At 40.9% G+C, this 19,422-nt stretch carries 23 protein-coding genes and 1 pseudogene; 6 read left to right on the plus strand and 18 right to left on the minus strand.

Annotated features, from left to right (window positions below):
* Positions 1-70: 70 nt before the first annotated feature.
* The 11 genes and pseudogenes from rpoS to FFU37_RS11505 form a co-directional block, all read right to left on the minus strand.
* The gene (gene rpoS / locus FFU37_RS11455; RefSeq protein WP_138489536.1) at positions 71-1,045 is read right to left on the minus strand and encodes an RNA polymerase sigma factor RpoS; all 975 of its coding nucleotides are present in this window, start codon (positions 1,043-1,045) and stop codon (positions 71-73) included.
* Positions 1,046-1,080: 35 nt separating this feature from the next.
* Positions 1,081-1,906 (minus strand): annotated as a pseudogene (locus FFU37_RS11460) (peptidoglycan DD-metalloendopeptidase family protein).
* Positions 1,907-1,947: 41 nt separating this feature from the next.
* Positions 1,948-2,526: a YqaA family protein gene (locus FFU37_RS11465; RefSeq protein ID WP_002958957.1), complete on the minus strand. Its 579-nt coding sequence runs from the start codon at positions 2,524-2,526 to the stop codon at positions 1,948-1,950.
* A 9-nt stretch (positions 2,527-2,535) separates the two neighbouring features.
* A complete protein-coding gene (locus FFU37_RS11470; RefSeq protein ID WP_002958958.1) occupies positions 2,536-3,174 on the minus strand; it encodes a protein-L-isoaspartate(D-aspartate) O-methyltransferase in 639 nt (212 codons plus the stop codon).
* Positions 3,164-3,928: a 5'/3'-nucleotidase SurE gene (gene surE, locus FFU37_RS11475; protein ID WP_024600608.1), complete on the minus strand. Its 765-nt coding sequence runs from the start codon at positions 3,926-3,928 to the stop codon at positions 3,164-3,166. Before surE ends, FFU37_RS11470 begins: the two co-directional genes overlap by 11 nt.
* Positions 3,909-4,961, minus strand: coding sequence for a tRNA pseudouridine(13) synthase TruD (gene truD / locus FFU37_RS11480; protein WP_039486727.1), 1,053 nt, complete (start codon positions 4,959-4,961; stop codon positions 3,909-3,911). Before truD ends, surE begins: the two co-directional genes overlap by 20 nt.
* A complete protein-coding gene (gene ispF, locus FFU37_RS11485) occupies positions 4,958-5,455 on the minus strand; it encodes a 2-C-methyl-D-erythritol 2,4-cyclodiphosphate synthase (protein WP_024604077.1) in 498 nt (165 codons plus the stop codon). The genes truD and ispF overlap by 4 nt, the downstream gene beginning before the upstream one ends.
* Positions 5,452-6,153 (minus strand): 2-C-methyl-D-erythritol 4-phosphate cytidylyltransferase, encoded by a 702-nt coding sequence (gene ispD / locus FFU37_RS11490; protein ID WP_138489537.1) that lies wholly within the window; start codon positions 6,151-6,153, stop codon positions 5,452-5,454. Before ispD ends, ispF begins: the two co-directional genes overlap by 4 nt.
* The gene (gene ftsB / locus FFU37_RS11495) at positions 6,143-6,430 is read right to left on the minus strand and encodes a cell division protein FtsB (RefSeq protein WP_002958963.1); all 288 of its coding nucleotides are present in this window, start codon (positions 6,428-6,430) and stop codon (positions 6,143-6,145) included. Before ftsB ends, ispD begins: the two co-directional genes overlap by 11 nt.
* Positions 6,431-6,467: 37 nt before the next feature.
* Positions 6,468-7,103, minus strand: coding sequence for a hypothetical protein (locus FFU37_RS11500; protein ID WP_138489538.1), 636 nt, complete (start codon positions 7,101-7,103; stop codon positions 6,468-6,470).
* A gap of 75 nt (positions 7,104-7,178) precedes the next feature.
* The gene (locus tag FFU37_RS11505) at positions 7,179-7,658 is read right to left on the minus strand and encodes a DUF2947 domain-containing protein (RefSeq protein WP_002958965.1); all 480 of its coding nucleotides are present in this window, start codon (positions 7,656-7,658) and stop codon (positions 7,179-7,181) included.
* A gap of 60 nt (positions 7,659-7,718) precedes the next feature.
* Between FFU37_RS11505 and FFU37_RS11510 the strand changes: the two genes are divergently transcribed.
* The 3 genes from FFU37_RS11510 (at position 7,719) to FFU37_RS11520 (ending at position 10,310) form a co-directional block, all read left to right on the plus strand.
* Positions 7,719-7,958: a DUF1653 domain-containing protein gene (locus tag FFU37_RS11510; protein WP_138489539.1), complete on the plus strand. Its 240-nt coding sequence runs from the start codon at positions 7,719-7,721 to the stop codon at positions 7,956-7,958.
* A gap of 52 nt (positions 7,959-8,010) precedes the next feature.
* Complete coding sequence (locus tag FFU37_RS11515) at positions 8,011-8,856, plus strand: AAA family ATPase (protein ID WP_138489540.1); 846 nt, start codon at positions 8,011-8,013, stop codon at positions 8,854-8,856.
* Positions 8,857-9,122: 266 nt separating this feature from the next.
* Entirely contained in the window at positions 9,123-10,310 is a 1,188-nt protein-coding gene (locus FFU37_RS11520; protein ID WP_138489541.1) for a vWA domain-containing protein, read from the plus strand.
* Between the two features lie 209 nt (positions 10,311-10,519).
* On the opposite strand, the gene FFU37_RS20295 is transcribed toward FFU37_RS11520, so the two are convergent.
* The 7 genes from FFU37_RS20295 to tkt all read right to left on the minus strand — a co-directional run bounded on the left by FFU37_RS20295 (position 10,520) and on the right by tkt (position 16,603).
* Entirely contained in the window at positions 10,520-11,215 is a 696-nt protein-coding gene (locus FFU37_RS20295; protein WP_175413905.1) for a hypothetical protein, read from the minus strand.
* A 35-nt stretch (positions 11,216-11,250) separates the two neighbouring features.
* Complete coding sequence (locus tag FFU37_RS11530; protein WP_138489543.1) at positions 11,251-11,661, minus strand: GNAT family N-acetyltransferase; 411 nt, start codon at positions 11,659-11,661, stop codon at positions 11,251-11,253.
* Between the two features lie 19 nt (positions 11,662-11,680).
* Positions 11,681-12,136: a GNAT family N-acetyltransferase gene (locus FFU37_RS11535; RefSeq protein ID WP_138489544.1), complete on the minus strand. Its 456-nt coding sequence runs from the start codon at positions 12,134-12,136 to the stop codon at positions 11,681-11,683.
* 64 nt (positions 12,137-12,200) lie between these two features.
* A complete protein-coding gene (locus tag FFU37_RS11540; protein ID WP_138490034.1) occupies positions 12,201-13,376 on the minus strand; it encodes an NRAMP family divalent metal transporter in 1,176 nt (391 codons plus the stop codon).
* Between the two features lie 202 nt (positions 13,377-13,578).
* Positions 13,579-13,935, minus strand: a complete 357-nt coding sequence (gene hpf / locus FFU37_RS11545; protein WP_007376058.1) for a ribosome hibernation-promoting factor, HPF/YfiA family — start codon at positions 13,933-13,935, stop codon at positions 13,579-13,581.
* Positions 13,936-14,112: 177 nt separating this feature from the next.
* The gene (gene ppnP / locus FFU37_RS11550; RefSeq protein WP_002958974.1) at positions 14,113-14,427 is read right to left on the minus strand and encodes a pyrimidine/purine nucleoside phosphorylase; all 315 of its coding nucleotides are present in this window, start codon (positions 14,425-14,427) and stop codon (positions 14,113-14,115) included.
* Positions 14,428-14,611: 184 nt separating this feature from the next.
* Positions 14,612-16,603: a transketolase gene (gene tkt, locus FFU37_RS11555; RefSeq protein WP_138489545.1), complete on the minus strand. Its 1,992-nt coding sequence runs from the start codon at positions 16,601-16,603 to the stop codon at positions 14,612-14,614.
* Between the two features lie 304 nt (positions 16,604-16,907).
* On the opposite strand from tkt, the gene metK reads away from it, so the two are divergent.
* From metK to FFU37_RS11570, 3 genes are all read left to right on the plus strand, one after another.
* On the plus strand, positions 16,908-18,059 hold the full coding sequence (gene metK / locus FFU37_RS11560; protein ID WP_002958976.1) for a methionine adenosyltransferase: 1,152 nt from the start codon (positions 16,908-16,910) through the stop codon (positions 18,057-18,059).
* Between the two features lie 175 nt (positions 18,060-18,234).
* On the plus strand, positions 18,235-18,783 hold the full coding sequence (locus FFU37_RS11565) for a hypothetical protein (RefSeq protein ID WP_024595234.1): 549 nt from the start codon (positions 18,235-18,237) through the stop codon (positions 18,781-18,783).
* 18 nt (positions 18,784-18,801) lie between these two features.
* Complete coding sequence (locus FFU37_RS11570) at positions 18,802-19,398, plus strand: 5-formyltetrahydrofolate cyclo-ligase (RefSeq protein ID WP_138489546.1); 597 nt, start codon at positions 18,802-18,804, stop codon at positions 19,396-19,398.
* Positions 19,399-19,422 lie beyond the last annotated feature (24 nt).

Below are 19,422 nucleotides of genomic sequence, written 5' to 3' on the forward strand. Positions count from 1 at the left end.
GCATAAAAAAAGCCGAAGAATAAATTCTTCGGCTTTTTAACACACATAGTCTCTTATACTATTTAACTAGTTACGAAAACTGATTAAACAAGCTATCTGTACTTAAACCTTCTTGTTGCAAAATGTCTTTTAAACGACGTAATGCTTCTACCTGAATTTGTCTTACACGCTCACGTGTTAAGCCTATTTCACGACCTACATCTTCAAGTGTAGATGGCTCATAGCCAAGCAGTCCAAATCGACGTGCTAATACTTCACGTTGTTTAGGGTTTAATTCTCCTAACCAATCTACAATATGTTTATTAATATCATTATTTTGTACTTCACCTTCGGGCCCAAAACTTTTTTCATCAGGGATGATATCAAGTAAAACACTATCGTTTTCACTGCCAATAGGCATATCTACTGATGCAATTCTTTCGTTTAAACGTAGCATTTTAGTAACGTCTTCAACGGGTCTATCTAGGCAAGCTGCAATTTCGTCAGCTGTTGGCTCATGGTCAAGCTTTTGAGTTAACTCACGCGCTGTACGTAAATAAACATTAAGCTCTTTAACTACATGAATAGGTAAGCGAATGGTACGCGTTTGGTTCATAATGGCACGTTCAATTGTTTGACGTATCCACCATGTAGCGTAAGTAGAGAATCTAAATCCACGCTCAGGGTCAAATTTTTCAACTGCGCGAATTAAGCCTAAGTTACCCTCTTCAATTAAATCAAGTAGAGCAAGGCCGCGATTATTGTAACGACGTGCTATTTTAACAACCAAACGTAAGTTACTTTCAATCATACGTTTACGTGAGGCTTCACACCCTCGAAGTGATTTGCGAGAAAAAAACACTTCTTCTTCAGCACTTAGCAAAGGAGAAAAACCAATTTCGCCTAAATAAAGTTGAGTTGCGTCAAGATTTTTAGTTACTTCTTCTTTAGCAAAGATTTCATCGTCGTCTACTTTATCTAGTAGAGCTGTGCTTTCATCAACATCGATGTCATCGAATTTTTCGTCAGTCGTAGTATGTTTGTCAAGTTTTGCTGCGCTAGCCATAAGCCTTCTCCCGAGCAATTATCAATACCTAAAAATTAGGGTAGGTATTTAGCAGGATTGACAGCTTGCCCTCGGTAGCGAATTTCAAAGCGAAGCGCGGTGACCGGAGATTCTGAATTACCAATTTCTGCTATTTTTTGTCCTGCCTTAACCTTCTGCTTTTCTTTAACAAGTAATTTCGAGTTATGTGCGTAAGCACTTAGGTAATCATCATTATGTTTCAATATGATTAAACTGCCATAACCTCGAAGGGCGTTACCCGCGTATACCACTGTTCCTTGTGCCGCAGCTAAGACTGAAGCCCCTTTGCGATTAGTAATCTGTAAACCTTTATAACCGTTTTCCTTATTAGAGAAGCGTTTGGTAATTTTGCCCTTTGCAGGCCAAAACCACTTAACTTTACTGCTCGACAAACGTTTAGTATTACTAATTTTGTTACTGGCTTGTTTCTGAACATACTCTCGTTGTTTTGGGGGATCAAGCTCTTTCTTTAAAATTTTGTTATTTTTTTTGTGAATTTTTTATAGACTTTTTACTCGGATTCGTATATTTTTCATCCCTTTTTGTTTTTTCGGGCTTGGGGATTAAGGAGATGTTTTGCCCTGGGAAAATTGTGTAAGGTGATGAAATTGAATTGTTTTTTGCCAACTCCCTAAAGTCTTGCCCAGCACTAAAGGCAATAGAGTAAAGTGTATCCCCTTTTTGCACTTTATAACTACTCCCATTAATGTTAATAGTATGGCCTAAATCATTAACATTATTATTTAGGCTGCTAACAGGTGCAGGAACATGGCGAGAAGAACAACCAAAGAGAAAAATACTAATAAATATAGCTATATACAGTAAGAACTGCTTACTCATTGTATTTTTCCTTTATATTAGACAATTAATATTTTTTACGCTTAACGCAATAAAAAGTAAGCTAGCGCAATTAATACCACTAATCCCCAACCAAGTATTTCAATATACTGACGTAATTTTCGCTCCATTTGAGCCCCGCCCCACTTCATTAAGGCTGAAACTAAAAAGAATCGCGCACCGCGCCCAATGGCTGATGCTATTAAAAATGGCAAAAATGCCATTTGTAAAACACCTGCGCCAATCGTAAATACTTTATATGGTATTGGCGAAAAACCAGCTAAAAACACAACCCAAACACCGTAATCCTTAAACCAGTTTAGCGCTATATCAAACTTTTCTTGCCAGTGCATTTGTGCAATCAATGGCTCTACAACGGGTTCAAATAGCCAAAAACCAAGTAAGTAACCAACCACTCCACCAATAACCGATGCTATTGTGGCAAAGCTTGCAAATCGCCATGCTTTGTTTGGTTGCGCAAGCGACATAGGTGCAAGCATTACATCGGGTGGTATCGGGAAAAAAACTGATTCTGCAAAGCTCATAGCAGCTAAGTAACGTTCCGCATGACGGTGTTTTGCCCACACTAGGGCCATATCGTATAACTTGGTAAACAACTTCAAAATGAATTCCTATTCAATATCGCCAGGTACTAACGGCACAAATCTAACGGGAGCAATAACATGCTCTTTATAATTATCGCCTTTGCGGATAACCATTACTAATTTTTGATCGCTCTCACCAATTGGGGCTAATAACACGCCACCATCGGCCAACTGAGCAAGTAAGTCTTGCGGAACTTTAGAGGCCGCAGCAGTCACTATAATACCATCAAACGGTGCTTGTGATTGCCAGCCTTGCCAACCATCGCCATGCTTCATGGTTACATTATATAAATCGAGTTGCTGCAAACGTCTTTTTGCCTGCCACTGAAGTGTTTTAATACGCTCTACCGAGTAAACCTTTGTAAACGTTTTGGCCAATATTGCAGTTTGATACCCAGACCCTGTACCTATTTCTAACACTTTATTGCGCACACCAGCTAAACGAAGTAGCTCTGTCATGCGCGCTACTATGTAAGGCTGAGAAATTGTTTGCCCTTGCCCAATAGGGAGCGCTGTATTTTCATAGGCTTTGTGTTTTAGCACATCATCTATAAAAATATGGCGCGGAATATCAGCTATAGCACTAAGTACTTGCGTATCTTCAACACCTTCACGCTTTAGTAAGTCAGAAAGCGCTTTTGCACTGCGGGTATAATTAGCGAGCACGATTAATCTCCAAATCGGCTAACCATTCTCCTACTGCCTTTAAGCTATCTTTAGCTGTCATATCAACACTCAGTGGCGTAACTGAGGCATAGCCATTATTAATTGCGTAAAAGTCGGTGCCTTCACCAGCATCGCTTTCGGTGCCAAGCGATCCGTACCAATAAATATCACGGCCCCAAGGATCGGTTTGTTTCGTCATCGTTTCGGCTTTATGACGAGCACCTAAACGTGTTACTTGCACCCCTTTTAATTCACTTAATGGAATATCTGGCACATTAATATTTATTATTTGATCTTTTGGAAGCGGATGCGAAGCCAAGCCTTTAATAATATTTACGGTAACTGCAGCGGCTGTTTCAAAATGATCGCCATTATGTGAGCAAAGCGATACCGCAATTGCAGGCAAACCTAAATGGCGACCTTCAGTTGCAGCGGCAACAGTACCGGAATAAAGCGTATCGTCACCTAAATTAGCACCATGGTTAATACCTGCAACAACTAGATCTGGCTTTTCATCAGCTAACTGATTTACGCCTAAATGTACACAATCAGTAGGTGTGCCATTAACTGACATAAAACCATTTTCGAGTGTAGTCGCTCGTAGCGGGTTCATAAGTGTTAAAGAATTACTCGCGCCACTACAGTTGCGATCAGGTGCAACAAGGGTTACATCTGCAATTTGTATAAGCGCCTGATATAAAACCGCAATGCCTTTAGCATTTACGCCATCATCGTTACTTAACAGTATCTTCATTTATGCCATTATCCTTTTCTTTGCGCTCTCGAGGGCTAGCATCAGTGTAATCCACCAGCTCACGTAATAATGCGGTTGCAAAACACCCTTTTGGCAAACCAAAGCTTAGTTTTAGTGTGGTTTCATCAAGTGTTTCAACAGTTAAGTTTTGTGGAATTAAGCGCAGCATTCGGCGCTCATTTTTAAGGCCTAATTCACCTAAACCATCACACCATGTTTGGAAAGGTTCGAGCCATACTTTTTCTTGCTCGGTTAAGCCTTTTTCACTTTTACCCACCATAGGTGCCGACATCATAATATCGCCAGTGGCTAATCGCTCTATGTTTTCGTCATTAATTGCATCTTCAAAAAATGCATTGCTGCCGCTGAGCATAAATACTTCACGGTGCATTGTTTTAGCTAAACCATGCTCTTTTACACGCAGGCTCACTAACTGATTAAATACATGCGATCGTGCTGCTGAAATAATAATACCGCGCAACTTTTTATCGCGAATACGCTCACCGGCAAACATTTTTTCAGCCATAACTAAGTTATGACCGCCATGCCCAAAGCGCTGCTCGCCAAAGTAATTTGGCACACCTGCGCGCACGGCATTAATACGGCATAGAATATCAAGAGGCTTGGTTACATTACGAAGCGTAATAGTAAATTTATTACCTTTGTGGCAGCCCGTACGTAACTTACGGTCGTGGCGCTGTTGCGACACAATAAAAATACTCTCACTATTTAAATCACTAAAATCGATAGGCTTTTTAATTGGTACTTTTACACTAAACCACTGCGAGCACACACCGTGGCGATCTTTCATGCCTGCATAGCTTACGTCTCGCGGTGAAACACCCGCACGCTGCGCAATTAGCTTTGCAACGTATTGCGTGTTTTCGCCTTTTTTAACCACCTGCAAACACACGTGTTCGCCACTGCCGGTAAATTCTATACCTAAGTCTTCATCAACCATAAAGTCTTCAGCTGTGGTTTTAAAATCAGCTTTAGAAAGCGGCGCACCGTATAAATAATTTAAATCGCTCATGCGTTTTTTGTACTCGCAAGCTCTTTACTCATAATAACCACCGCATGGCTAGAAATACCTTCTTTGCGCCCTTCAAAGCCTAGCTTTTCGGTAGTAGTGGCTTTAACGTTAATTTGGCTAAGGTCGCAATTTAAATCGCTGGCTAAATTAGCGCGCATAGCTTGAATATGTGGCAACATTTTTGGTGCCTGAGCAACAATAGTCACATCGCCATTACCAAGTACATAACCTTGTTCTTTAGCTAAGCCCACCACATGGCGAAGTAAAATACGGCTATCGATATTTTCATACTCGCTAGCTGTATCGGGAAAGTGCTTACCAATATCACCCATTGCAAGTGAGCCTAAAATAGCATCGCATAATGCATGAATAGCAACATCACCATCTGAGTGCGCTAAAAAGCCCTGTGGGTAATCAATTTTTTCACCACAAATAGTTAACGGGCCTTCGCCGCCAAATTTATGTACGTCAAAACCATGGCCAATTCGTATCATAATCCACTCTCGTTTTGTTGTTTATGTAATAAAAACCCAGCCAGGTCTAAATCCTCTGGCGTGGTTATTTTAATATTATCGCTACGGCCTGCTACAAGCTTAACCGGTTTACCCGCCCACTCAATTGCACTGGCTTCATCGGTAATAGTAGCCCCACTTGCTAATGCGTTTTGCAGTGCATTTTTAAGCTCGTCATATTTAAAAAACTGCGGGGTAAGTGCTTGCCATAAATCATCTCGCGGCACAGTTTGTAGGGCATGATTGTGGCCGCGTTTTATGGTGTCTTTTACTTTACTAGCTAAAATACCGCCTTCATCAGCGCGTATACATTCATCAATTAAACGTTCTATATCACTGATATTAACTAATGGACGAGCAGCATCATGCACCAATACCCATGTTGGTGGGTTAGGCGCTAAAAAAAGCAGACTGTTAAGCACCGAGTCGGCTCGCTCTTTTCCGCCACTGGCTCGCACAATGCGCTTATCAAGCAATGGGAGTTCGTCAAAATAGGGGTCGCTGTCGCTAAGGGCAACAACAATAGTGCGTAATTGAGGTAATTGAGAAAGTTTAGCTAAGGTGTGTTCTAAAATGGTTTTACCGGCTAATTGTATATATTGCTTAGGCGCATTGTGCTGCATTCTACTGCCAACACCCGCAGCAGGTACAATTGCTGCAATAGTCTGTTTATTTGTCATATTGTTTGCCCGGTAAAACACGAATAAATGTTTCGTCCGGTTTAATCATTCCCAATTCGTTGCGTGCACGCTCTTCAATGCCTTCTTGGCCAAGCTTTAAGTCTTCAATATCTGCTTTAAGTACTTTATTACGTTTAATGAGTTTTTCGTTGGTTTGATGATGCGACGTTACTGCACCTTTTAGTCGTGTGTAGTCTTGTAAACCATTATGACCAAACCATAACCTGTATTGTACAAACAGTGCTAAGCACAGTAAGCCAACTTGAAAAATACGCATTTAACACTCCTTATTTTAAATTCCAAATACCTTAACTTTAATACGCTAAGGGGCGCTTTAAATTGCGCCAATTAATACTACCCGCTAAAAGCATTTCGCGTAGTGATAAAACCCGTGGCATACAACGCTTCGAAAATTGCCACTGATGCCCGCAACATGCAGCGGTTAAACTCACTTTACTTGGCTTTATTAGCTGAGCATTTTGCTGCTCTAGCCCATTTCCTAAAAAATCAAACCAACCAAGCTCGTTACAATGCAGCTTATTTTCGCCTAACTGATCGATACTGTCTATTCTAAGACTCACCTGATCGTAGCCATGCAATATAACGGGCACTATAAGCCCCACTTTGGCATACGTTTGATAAAAAAGTTCATTAGCTTGAACATTCACATCGGGTGGGGTCGGTTTTTGCTTTTCAAGCCACGTACCATTTTGTGCATCAAGCGTAAAAGGCGTGTCACCATTGGCAACAAACGTTGCCGCTCGCTCAATATAATAAGGTAGGCTTTTTAACTGGCGGCGCAGTTTATCGGCATTAGGCTCTGCAACTAATCGCTGAACTTCACGCTGATAAAACGCATTGCACAATTGTGCATACAACACTTTTTGTGCATCAGTTTGCCAAATTTCAACTTGCTGTTGAGCACCAAGTGACTGATTTTTAGCGACCAAAAGCTGTACTCAAAAATATTCAGGTAAATGTTTTATAACACAGTATTGAATATTTTTTAAGCGCAGCACACTATTTTAAGCGCTTGGCTTTTCACCTAATTTTGCTTTACCTGATTCTAAAAATTGCACAACCGTATTACGCTTTTTACCAATCAATAAACTGCCATCAGCTAAAAACATAAAGTTTTGCCAATTGCGTTTAAATACATCAAACGTCGTTTCGATAATATTATCGCGTGCCATACAAAAATAAACCGTGGTGTTAGCTTCCCAATCTAAAAACGTTAAGATAGCTTCTGGTGGTAACGCATCGCCATTTTCCCACGCATCTTGCCAATCTACTTCTTGGCTAAAGCTTTTTTCTTGACCACACCAATCGGTGTCTTCAAAAAAATCAGGGTGATCAAACTCACGGCTCACCATGGTTGTCCAAAGTACGGCTGCGCGCTCGTCGCTCATAGGCTTTATTTTTGCTGCGTCTTCATCAGATACAGGTAAATCTTTGTGGCGAAAAACCCACGCCTTTTTGTAATCATCTAAAGAAATATAGTTCATAGTATTGGCAAATTAGTTAACATTAAAAGTGCAAAGCCAAATTATACAAGAGATCAAAACATGACTACAGCAATAAAACCACTTTCCCTAAAACCAGGCATATACCAACACTACAAAGGCCCGCAATATAAAGTTATTCATGTTGCCACCCATAGCGAAACCGAGGAACAACTTGTGATTTACCAAGCACTTTATGGTGAATTTGGTATATGGGCGCGCCCACTTAGTATGTTTTTAGAAACTGTTGAAAAAGAAGGTGAGGTCAAACAGCGTTTTGCTTATATTGGACCTGCTGCTTAACTATGGCATTATAACAAAATAACTTACTGCTCAGACCAGACAAGGGTACACCGTGCAATTTAATTCAACTGACAATTACATAGCGAGTAGCGCGCTTAAACAAGCTGTAAATGCTGCCATAATGCTCGAAAAACCACTTTTAATTAAAGGCGAACCAGGTACAGGTAAAACCATGCTGGCTGAGGAGTTAGCTAAAAGTTTAGATACCACACTTATTCAGTGGCATATAAAATCGACCACTAAAGCGCAGCAAGGCTTATACGAGTACGACGCGGTTTCGCGCCTGCGCGACAGCCAACTAGGTGACGAGCGCGTACACAACATTAGTAACTACATAGTTAAAGGTAAGCTTTGGCAGGCATTTACATATGCAGAGCTTAACGGCAAACGCCCAGTGCTTTTAATTGATGAAATAGACAAAGCCGACATAGAGTTCCCAAACGACTTACTACTTGAGCTCGATAAAATGGAGTTTCATGTTTATGAGACTAACGAGCGTATTGTCGCTAAAGAGCGCCCTATTGTGATCATCACATCAAATAACGAAAAAGAATTGCCGGACGCATTTTTACGCCGCTGCTTTTTTCATTACATTGATTTTCCTAGCAACGATGAAATGCAGCAAATTATTGACGTGCACTACCCTAACGTTAAACAAGATTTAGTACGCCAAGCACTTGAAGTGTTTTTTAACTTACGTGAAGCCAACGGCCTTAAAAAGAAACCTTCTACCAGCGAATTACTCGATTGGTTAAAGCTTTTAATGGCTGAAGACATAGACGCTAAAACACTGCACGACAAAGCTAAAAAAGGCGGTTTAATGCCCATGTTTGGCGCATTACTTAAAAATGAGCAAGATATAAGCCTAATCGAAAAGCTCGCGTTTATGAGCCGCTAGGGCCTGTTGACCTTTGTGGATTAAAATTTGTTCTAACTAGGGACGATTTAATCGTGGCGCGAGGTTTGTAACCTAGTGGGCTAAGTAAAAGCCGAGCAACAAAGAGTTAATCGTCCCTAGGACGAACCTTCAGGCAGCGCGTGTTTGGTATTTATGCTGTGTTATAGCCTATTTATGGGGAATAACCACACTACATAGGCTCTGCCTTACCTAAATACCAAACACACTGCTGCAAATTTAACCTCGAAAGATAAACAGGCCCTTATATGTTGATTGCATTTTTCTTCAAACTGCGTGAATACCGTTTACCGGTGAGCCTTCGAGAACTACTCGATTTAATAAACGCCTTAAAAAAAGGCGTTATATTTGCCGACGTAGACGCTTTTTACCATTTAGCACGCACCATAATGGTAAAAGACGAAACGCACTTTGACCGATTTGATAAAGCCTTTAGCGACTACTTTAGCGGTATTGCCGATCTTGATTTGCTCGAGAGTTTAAAGCAACAGCACAACTTACCTGAAGACTGGCTACGTAAAGAGTTTGAAAAAAGCCTAAGCGATGAAGAAAAAGCCCAACTTAAAGCTATGGGCGGGCTCGATGAGCTTATGAAAACCCTAAAAGAGCGTTTAGAAGAGCAACAAAAACGCCACGCTGGCGGTAATAAATGGGTAGGTACTGGCGGCACATCACCTTTTGGGGCATACGGCTATAACCCAGAAGGCGTGCGTATTGGGCAAGACGGCAACCGTAACCGCCAAGCAGTAAAAGTGTGGGACAAACGAGAATACAAAAACCTCGACACCGACAGAGAAATTAGTTCGCGCACAGTTAAACTCGCCCTTAAAAAGTTACGTAAGTTTGCCCGCACAGGCGCAAGCGACACGCTTGATTTAAACGAGACTATTCGCGCTACTGCAAAACAAGGCGGCATGCTTGATGTAAAAATGGCGCCCGAGCGCCACAATGCAGTAAAAGTATTAATGCTGTTTGATATTGGCGGCTCAATGGATGACTACATCCACACCTGCGAAGAATTATTTAGCGCCGCTCACAGCGAGTTTAAACACTTAGAGTTTTACTACTTTCATAACTGTTTATACGAGCACGTCTGGCAAGACAACGCGCGCCGACATTCAAACGTAATAGACACCATGACGCTGATTAATAAATTTACCAGCGACTATAAAGTAATATTTGTTGGCGATGCCACTATGGGACCTTACGAAATAGCCTACCCTGGCGGCTCCGTAGAACATTACAACGAAGAGCCCGGCAGTGCATGGTTGCAACGTATAACAAACCACTTTGATAAAGTCGCCTGGCTCAACCCACAACCCGTTGAACACTGGCCGTACTATCAATCAATTGGCTTTATAAAAGAGTTAATGAACAACCGCATGTATGCGCTGAGTTTAGATGGGATAAGTAAAGCGATAAAAGAGCTGAGTTAGATGCGAATTAACGACAGTTTAACTCCAGTAGCGGACCCTCAAGGCGTTTATATGAAACTCTGTTGGGTGACGCCTTCGGCTTAACCAACCTACCTTTTGACGTAGGTCGGATAAGTGGCAAAGCCACGCCATCCTACAAAAATGATGAATTGACTAGAAATAACTCGACTCGCCGCGTTTTAAATCACCTCCTGAGTACGACTTCGTTATTACTCAGGAAGCACTTCAATATTTACAATATCGTCTTTTGTGACTGCGATAGATTGATAACCATCCTGATCAAAAATACAAGCCTCAGGGTTTATAAGCTTGTGATAAGATGAAACTAAAATTTTACCCCATGGGTACTCCGTAAAAGTTTTCACTTTTGATGGATTTAAAGCACATCGAATGAGAAGAGGTTTACCAATTTCCGACAACTTCATACCAATAGAATCGTCGAAATCAAAACACATCATAATCTGCTCACCGCCATATAAACCGATTAAAAATTTCGAACTACTATTGCCTAGTGCTACTTCAGTAAAATTAAAAAATATTCGTTTATCTCTAGCTGGGCAATATTCTTCAGTGAAAAAATCGCTCCAACATCTCTTAATGAAGTCAATTTCATTTAAAGAAAACCGATGACCATGTTCCGTTAAGAAGGTGTTCCTAATCTCACCTCCATCCCTGACAAGGAGTCCTCTTTCTTTTATTTGCTCAGGAATAGCCCTTGTATAATGAATACCGACAACTTTTCTTTCCGAGCAGTGTTTATCAATATCTTTTACTAACTCGAGGACACAACTGTATTTAAACATACTTTCCAAGTAGTCATATTTACGGCATAGCTCGTCTAATGTTCTTAATCTATCAGTAAATGCCTTTGGTAATCTTAAGGGCTTAGTAAGGTCAATAACCATATAAAAAAATTAGTTCCTTTAATCCATAATATTAACTAAATAAACTTACACATTCCGAGACCTAAAACATCGCCATCACGCTTTACATAACCATATTGTGTATAAAAGCTTTCTTTACCGTGAGCACTTAATAAACCTATAGTAGCGCCATTAGAGCAGGTGTTGCTTAGGTAGTCTTCAATGTGGGTCATAACTAAATGACCAATGCCTTGTTTTTGATAGCTTGGCGCAACAATTACATCTTGAATATAAAAATACATTGCGCCATCACCGATTATTCTACCAGTGCCTATTAACTTATCAGTGTCGTACACTGTGACCCAAAACAATGAATTTTCAATGCTTACTTTTAATGTTTTATCGTCAGGGTTTTGCCACTTTACTTGTGTGCGTAAATTTGCAAATGCGTCTGATACTGGAGCGGTATGTTCAATTTTATATTTCATAATCTCCCCACTCTCACTTTTAAAGTGCTTTACTCATAAACAAGCTGTACGGATCTAGCTCATAATAACCAAATGGTTCGCATTCTTTAAAACCAAACTGAGTGTAAAGCTTTTGTGCGGGTAAAAATGCTTCAGCAGTGCCGGTCTCTAAACTTAGCTTTTTATAACCACGAAGTGTTGCTTGCTCAATAATATGGGTGAGTAACTTAGCGGCTATGCCTTGGCGTAAATAGCTGCTTGATGTGCGCATTGATTTAATTTCGCCATGAGTGGCACTGAGCGCTTTTAATGCGCTAACACCCGCTAAATTATTATCAATCCATAAGCTATAAAAAGTTATATCGGGCTGAGTGAGTTTGCTCACATCTAGTGCATGTACGCTTTCAACGGGTGAGTGTTTTAACATATCGTTATGATGCGCTTGTAGTAACTTTATAACGTGTGGGTTTGAAAGCTCGCCTGTTCTAATATCCATTTATACCTCATTTAAACTTTAAGCTTTAGGGCTTTAATTAAAACCCTAAAGTAAGTGGCTCTATTTAGGCTGCTAGTTTCCATACTACAAACGCAACAGCAAAGCCTACTAAATACACCAAACCTAACCACGTTAAACTACGTAATAGCACGCTGTGCTTTATAACAGGCTCTGAGCGCACAAGGCTAAAGTTAAGCCATGCAAATACAGGCGTTGTAACAAATGAAAGCGTCATGGCAAACGTAAGCATGGGGCCAAGGGCTGATTTAAAAAATAAAATAACGGCCATACCGGCAAGTGCTTGTAGTATTAACCAAATATTTAGACTGTGTTTTGATTGCCCAAAGCCAAGTAGTTTATGAGATTCGTTAAGCGTACGGGCGTAGCCATCTAGCACGGTGAGTGTAGTGCCAAACATACATAAAAAGGCGATTGCTGATACAAGCGGCCTTGCCCACTCGCCTATTGTTAATGCGTACATATCAATAAGCTGCTTGGCAAACGCGACACCGCCGAGTTCTATACTACTGGTTTGCCCGTACTGCACTAATACACCTAAGCTAAAAAATACCAAGGCTAAGCCAGCTGTAAGCCAGTAACCTACGTTAAAATCGAACAAGCCTTGGCTTTTAGAAACTATTTGCTGCGCTTGTTTTTCTTTTAGCCATAAAGAACTTAATGCAGATATTTCGATAGGGGCTGGCATCCAACCCATTAAAGCCACCATAAAGCTCAGCATAGCCAGCTCATACGGTGAAGGCCCTACATAGTCAGCAGGCGCCATTGGGCCGTTACTAAACGCGATAACTAACGCAATAACGGTAGCCAGTGTTAATAATCCCATTATGCCTTTGGCCACACTGTCGAGCGCTTTAAAGTGCCCTAACAATAATATGGCTAAGCACACTCCTAATAATATCCAACATAGCAGTGTTACCTCTATCACTACAGGCAGCGCGTAATGCAGTAAGCTTGCGGTAAGCAGTAATACGCCAGCGGTATTAACAACAGCGGCTACAATGTTTAAGCCAATAAAACTGTAAAAATAAAACGGGCCTTTACTCTTATAGCCCTCCACTAGGCTATTTTTAGTGGCGAGTGTGTATTCCATACCAAAGCGAAAAAATGGGTACTTTAAAACATTAACAACAAGGATTAGCCAAAATAGTTGCCAGCCAAATATTGCTCCAGCCTGCGTAGAGGCAACTAAGTGAGAACCGCCAATAGCGGCTGTTGCCATGAGTATTCCAGGTCCAAGCGCACCTAGTCGAGACTTCCATACTGCTTTTGTTGTGTGCATTATTTTCTCAAAATATGTGTGTTGTGTGTTCTTTTTATTAATTTTTTTAATTAATAAACGGCAAGAACGCATAACTTACCTAAATTACAGGCAATAAAAAAGAGCCATACGGCTCTTTTTTACAATACTTTGTGACTAAATTTTATTTAAGATCCATCTCTTGGATGATCTCGTGTGCGATTTCAGGTGTAGTGCTAACAGGCTTTTCGTGTAAGTTTGCTTTTATCTGCCCTTTTCGATGTTTTAGTGCCGCATCGAGTTTTTTAGCTGCGCTTGCAATGGCAGGGTACATAACTTCGTTTTCCCCTTTTACCGATATGCGCGTGCCTTCGTAATTAGTGCTAATTTCAGCTTGGATTTTATGATGCTCTTTAGACAAAATAATATCGAGTGCAATAAGCGATGGAAAGTGGCTCTCGATTTTTGAAAATTTTTCGTTGATGTGCTCTCTAATAGAGTCAGTAACTTCAACATGGTGACCAGAAAGATTAATTTTCATAGGGTATCCTTTTATTTGTTACCTCATAAATAGTATTGGGGGCTATTTAGATTAACACAAGGAAAAAAGAGAGATATTTGAGGTTTATTTGCGGTTTTTGGTGATTTAAATCATGCGTTGTGCAAAGTTTATGCAAAGCCCATAGTGCATGGGCTTTCAGACGTCTAGCTGTATTGATTAATCTGTGTACGAACAACAGTAGTCAGCAAAATCAGATACTTTTACTTTAAAGCTTACATTTGCATCAACATTAAACGATTCACCCGCGTTAAATGTTTTCCACTCACTTGCCCCTGGTAATAAAATATCCCATTGGCCAGCTAAAAGCTCCATGCATTCTTTTTGGTTTGTATCAAAAACAAACTCACCTGGTTGCATAAAGCCTAACGTTTTCGCTTCGCCATCACCTAAAATAACGGTACGGCTCGACACTTTTCCGTCAAAATATACATTGGCTTTTTTTACTACACTCACGTTATCGAACTTTGGCATTTTTAGCTCCTGCTATTAATTTAAGATTTTTATTTATAAATTTTATCGCACTACCTTGCCTGATAGCTTACTTTCTTGCAAGGAAAGCAGCATTGTTCAAGGTGAAGTTGCTTCATGTTAGGGCATAAAAAAACCCGCAACATGTGCGGGTTTTTCAATTACTTACTTTATTTAATCAAAGCGATTAAAAAAGCTCGTTTGCTTTGCTCACAATGTTTGCCACTGTAAAGCCAAAGTGCTCAAACAGCTCACCAGCAGGTGCCGACTCACCAAAGGTAGTCATACCTACTACTGCGCCATTTAGACCTACGTACTTGTACCAGTAGTCAGCAATACCTGCTTCTACTGCTACGCGGCGTGTAACAGATGCCGGTAATACGCTTTCTTTGTACTCTGCGCTTTGATCTTCAAAGGCATCAGTGCATGGCATAGATACAACACGTACCTTTTTACCTTGGCTGCGTAGCTCAGTTGCTGAATCTTGTGCTAGCTGCACTTCAGAACCCGTTGCAATGAAAATAATCTCAGGGTTGCCGTCACAGCTAAGGATGTAACCACCCTTTTTAACATCGCTTAATTGCTGTGCGTCACGCGCTTGTTGCTCAAGACCTTGGCGAGTAAAGATTAACGATGTAGGACCGTCTTTACGCTCAATAGCTTGTTGCCATGCAATTGCCGACTCAACTTGGTCACATGGGCGCCAGTTGTATAAGTTAGGCGTTAAACGCATGCTTGCAATTTGCTCTACTGGTTGGTGAGTTGGACCATCTTCACCTAAACCGATTGAATCGTGCGTGTATACAAAAATGCTTGGTTGCTTCATTAATGCAGCCATACGTACGGCATTTTTTGCATATTCAACAAACATTAAGAACGTAGCACCGTAAGGAATAAAGCCTTTATGAAGGGCAATACCATTCATAATTGCCGACATACCAAACTCACGTACACCGTAGTAAATGTAGTTACCGCTTGCATCGTCGTGTGTTAAACCTTTAGAGCCATCCCAAATTGTTAAGTTTGAGCCTGCTAAATCGGCTGAGCCACCCATAAATTCTGGTAATAACGGACCAAATGCGTTTAATGCATTTTGCGATGCTTTACGAGACGCTGGGTTTGCAGGGTTTGCTTGTAATTGCTCAATGTACGCTTGAGATTTTTCAGCCCAATCGCCAGGCAGTTCGTTATTAATACGACGCTTGTATTCAGCTGCAAGCTCTGGGTATGCTTTTGCGTATGCTGCAAATTTTTCGTCCCAGCTTGATTCAAGCTGCTGACCTTTTTCTTTGCTATCCCATTGTGCGTAAATATCGTCAGGAATTTCGAACGCATCGCCAGTCCAACCTAAAAATTCACGAGACGCTTTAATTTCGTCATCACCTAGTGGTGCACCGTGACAATCGTGGCTACCAGATTTATTAGGTGAGCCGTAACCAATAATTGTTTTACAACAAATTAGTGATGGTTTATCGGTAACACTTTTAGCTTCTGCAATTGCAGCACTTATAGCATCGCTGTCGTGGCCATCAACACCACTGATTACATGCCAACCGTATGCTTTAAAGCGAGCTGGCGTGTCATCTGTAAACCAACCTTCTACTTCACCATCGATTGAAATGCCGTTGTCATCCCAAAATGCAACAAGTTTACCCAGACCTAATGTGCCTGCAAGTGAACCAGCTTCATGAGAAATACCTTCCATAAGGCAGCCATCGCCCATAAATGCATAGGTAAAGTGATCAACAATGTCGTGACCTTCACGGTTAAACTGTGCAGCTAGCGCTTTTTCAGCAATTGCCATACCTACGGCATTTGTGATCCCTTGACCTAATGGACCCGTAGTAGTTTCGATTCCTGGTGCATAGCCATATTCAGGGTGACCTGGTGTTTTAGAATGCATTTGACGGAAGTTTTTAATTTCGTCCAGTGGTAAGTCGTAACCACTTAGGTGCAATAGAGAATAGATAAGCATTGAACCGTGGCCGTTTGAAAGAATAAATCTGTCACGGTCAGCCCACTCTGGATTTGTTGGGTTGTGTTTTAGATAATCGCGCCATAATACTTCTGCGATATCAGCCATGCCCATAGGGGCTCCAGGGTGACCAGATTTGGCCTTTTGTACTGCGTCCATTGACAAGACGCGAATAGCATTTGCAAGTTCTTTGCGAGATGGCATGAATTCTCCTACCTTTATGTGTATTTGCGCGGGTATTTATGTGTTTGTTTATGCACCCAAGTAACTTGGGTTTGTTTATATCGACCATTCTTACTTATTGTGGGGGCTGTGTGCAATTAAAAACCCTATAAAAGTGAGGCATTATGAATATTTTTTAAGACCAAAAAGTTATTAGTAATTTTATTTAGACGTCTAGGCGTAAAAACACTATGCAAGGTGTTTTGTTTTCGATAAAATACGCCCCTTAATTTTTTAGCGCTAATACCGACGTTTGTGAAGCGCAATATTTGTGAGCAGAAATACAATGGCAAAACATTTATTTACTTCTGAATCAGTTTCTGAAGGTCATCCGGATAAAATCGCCGATCAAATCTCTGATGCGGTACTTGATGCTATCCTAGAGCAAGACTCTCATGCCCGTGTTGCGTGCGAAACTTACGTAAAAACAGGTATGGTTATGGTTGGTGGTGAAATCACTACTAGCGCATGGGTTGATATTGAAGAAATTACACGTAAAACAGTACGTGAAATTGGCTACACGCATTCAGACATGGGTTTCGATGCAGATTCATGTGCAATTTTAAACACTATTGGTAAACAGTCTCCTGACATTAACCAAGGTGTTGACCGTACTAGCCCAGAAGAACAAGGTGCTGGCGACCAAGGTCTTATGTTTGGTTACGCTTGTAACGAAACAGAAGTGCTAATGCCTGCGCCAATTACTTACTCACACCGTTTAGTACAGCGCCAAGCGCAAGTACGCAAAAGCGGCGAGCTTAACTGGTTACGTCCAGATGCAAAATCTCAAGTTACTTTTGCATACGAAAATGGCAAGCCAGTAGGTATTGATGCAGTAGTACTATCTACTCAGCACAGCGAAGACATTTCGCAAAAAGATTTAGTAGAAGCGGTGATGGAAACTATCATCAAGCCGGTACTTCCTGCAGAGCTTATTACAAGCGCGACTAAATTTTTCATTAACCCAACGGGTCGCTTTGTAATTGGCGGACCAATGGGCGATTGTGGTTTAACAGGTCGTAAAATCATCGTTGATACATACGGTGGTATGGCTCGTCACGGTGGTGGTGCTTTCTCTGGTAAAGATCCATCAAAAGTTGACCGCTCAGCTGCATACGCTGCACGTTACGTTGCTAAAAACGTAGTTGCGGCTGGCCTTGCTGATAAATGTGAATTACAAGTTTCTTACGCAATCGGTGTTGCAGAGCCTACATCTATCAGCGTTGAAACGTTTGGTACAAGCAAGTTAGAAGAAAGCCGTTTAATCGAACTTATTCGTGAACACTTTGACCTGCGCCCTTACGGCTTAATTCAAATGCTTGATTTAGAGCGCCCTATCTACCTTCCTACAGCGGCTTACGGCCACTTTGGTCGTGACGAATTCCCTTGGGAACGTACAGATAAAGCTGATGCACTTCGTGCAGCTGCTGGCCTTTAAGCTAAAAGTGTTGAAGTAAATTAAAAACGGCCCTTAATAGGGCCGTTTTTGTATCTAAAACTTATCCGTTACATTGTTTGTAGTGCCTCTACAAAATAACTATAAAATCGACCTCGAATTCTTTTGTACTTTAGGTATATACTCATTTCATTATAAAAGCTTTAGGGATAGTTCAATGGCCGATAACTTTCGCGTTATATTTGCAGGACTTGCCGATAACGTTGACATAAAAACAGCGTGCGCAAACTTAGCTGCAAAATTAAAAACGTCAGATGAAAAAGTAGCTCTTTTTTTTAAAGGTAAGCCGCTGTTTGCGCCAAGCGATAAAGACAAAGCGTTAAAACAGACTAAGTTATTAGCAAGCCTAGGTATTAAAAGTAAGCTGCAAGCTGTTTCAAATGCGATTCAAAATAGCTCCCCCGCAGCTGCAAATAACAACCAACGTGATGAACGTATTTTTGATGCACTTGATTACATCACTAGCAGCTTAATACGCCTTGAAGAAAAGCTAGATGAGCTAGAGCAACGCCTTCCTGAAGCTCAATTAAATACACCAGACGAAAGTGTAGACGAATGGCAAAATGACGACCTAATGCTAGATGAGGATTTAGCGACTCCTAAAAAACGCAGTAACTTACTTTTATATTCATTGATTGCAACTGCCACCATTTTGCTAGTCGTACTGGCTGTTTTTTTGATTTTTCCCGATTTATTCTCTTTTTAAAAATGGCTAATTAGTTTAATGAGCAATAAACGCGCACAAATAAGAGCTGAAATTCGTAACACCCGTAAAAACTTGTCAAATAATCAGCAAATAATTGCTGCGCAATCGCTAAAAATGAATTTTATTCAACACTTAAAAAGCGAAAATACAACGAATTCAAAGCATATTGCCATTTATTTAAGTAACGACGGAGAACTAGACACTTCATTGTTAATTAAAGAATTGTGGAACTTAAACCATGCTGTTTATCTACCTATAATACACCCATTCAATGGCGCTAATTTACTATTTCAGCGCTATGAGAAAAACTCACCCATGAGGGCAAATCGCTATGGTATCTTGGAGCCTAAGCTGAACTGCTCTCAAATATGCCCATTACCAGCGCTTGATTACCTCCTTATGCCATTAGTTGCATTTGATAAACAAGGTAATCGCCTAGGAATGGGAGGTGGGTTTTACGACCGGACATTGGCGCGTTTACACGAACAAAATTGGCAAAAACCACAACTAATTGGCCTTGCACATGAATGCCAAAAAGTTGATGCTCTGCCAATCGAGTCGTGGGACGTACCACTTAAAACCATTATCACCCCAGATAAAACATACTGTTGGTAACATTTAATTTTGGTTACTAACCGC

The organism is Pseudoalteromonas distincta, from assembly GCF_005877035.1.
GTDB lineage: Bacteria > Pseudomonadota > Gammaproteobacteria > Enterobacterales > Alteromonadaceae > Pseudoalteromonas > Pseudoalteromonas distincta.

Excerpts from the sequence above, each read along its gene's own strand:
- hpf (WP_007376058.1), bottom strand. The coding sequence starts at position 13,935 with ATGAAAATTAATCTTTCTGGTCACCATGTTGAAGTTACTGACTCTATT.
- FFU37_RS11510 (WP_138489539.1), top strand. The coding sequence starts at position 7,719 with ATGACTACAGCAATAAAACCACTTTCCCTAAAACCAGGCATATACCAA.
- FFU37_RS20295 (WP_175413905.1), bottom strand. The coding sequence starts at position 11,215 with ATGGTTATTGACCTTACTAAGCCCTTAAGATTACCAAAGGCATTTACT.
- FFU37_RS11540 (WP_138490034.1), bottom strand. The coding sequence starts at position 13,376 with ATGGCAACAGCCGCTATTGGCGGTTCTCACTTAGTTGCCTCTACGCAG.
- truD (WP_039486727.1), bottom strand. The coding sequence starts at position 4,961 with ATGAGCGATTTAAATTATTTATACGGTGCGCCGCTTTCTAAAGCTGAT.
- ftsB (WP_002958963.1), bottom strand. The coding sequence starts at position 6,430 with ATGCGTATTTTTCAAGTTGGCTTACTGTGCTTAGCACTGTTTGTACAA.
- tkt (WP_138489545.1), bottom strand. The coding sequence starts at position 16,603 with ATGCCATCTCGCAAAGAACTTGCAAATGCTATTCGCGTCTTGTCAATG.
- rpoS (WP_138489536.1), bottom strand. The coding sequence starts at position 1,045 with ATGGCTAGCGCAGCAAAACTTGACAAACATACTACGACTGACGAAAAA.
- FFU37_RS11535 (WP_138489544.1), bottom strand. The coding sequence starts at position 12,136 with ATGGATATTAGAACAGGCGAGCTTTCAAACCCACACGTTATAAAGTTA.
- FFU37_RS11530 (WP_138489543.1), bottom strand. The coding sequence starts at position 11,661 with ATGAAATATAAAATTGAACATACCGCTCCAGTATCAGACGCATTTGCA.
- surE (WP_024600608.1), bottom strand. The coding sequence starts at position 3,928 with ATGAAGATACTGTTAAGTAACGATGATGGCGTAAATGCTAAAGGCATT.
- ispF (WP_024604077.1), bottom strand. The coding sequence starts at position 5,455 with ATGATACGAATTGGCCATGGTTTTGACGTACATAAATTTGGCGGCGAA.
- FFU37_RS11520 (WP_138489541.1), top strand. The coding sequence starts at position 9,123 with ATGTTGATTGCATTTTTCTTCAAACTGCGTGAATACCGTTTACCGGTG.
- FFU37_RS11565 (WP_024595234.1), top strand. The coding sequence starts at position 18,235 with ATGGCCGATAACTTTCGCGTTATATTTGCAGGACTTGCCGATAACGTT.
- metK (WP_002958976.1), top strand. The coding sequence starts at position 16,908 with ATGGCAAAACATTTATTTACTTCTGAATCAGTTTCTGAAGGTCATCCG.
- ppnP (WP_002958974.1), bottom strand. The coding sequence starts at position 14,427 with ATGCCAAAGTTCGATAACGTGAGTGTAGTAAAAAAAGCCAATGTATAT.
- ispD (WP_138489537.1), bottom strand. The coding sequence starts at position 6,153 with ATGACAAATAAACAGACTATTGCAGCAATTGTACCTGCTGCGGGTGTT.
- FFU37_RS11505 (WP_002958965.1), bottom strand. The coding sequence starts at position 7,658 with ATGAACTATATTTCTTTAGATGATTACAAAAAGGCGTGGGTTTTTCGC.
- FFU37_RS11570 (WP_138489546.1), top strand. The coding sequence starts at position 18,802 with ATGAGCAATAAACGCGCACAAATAAGAGCTGAAATTCGTAACACCCGT.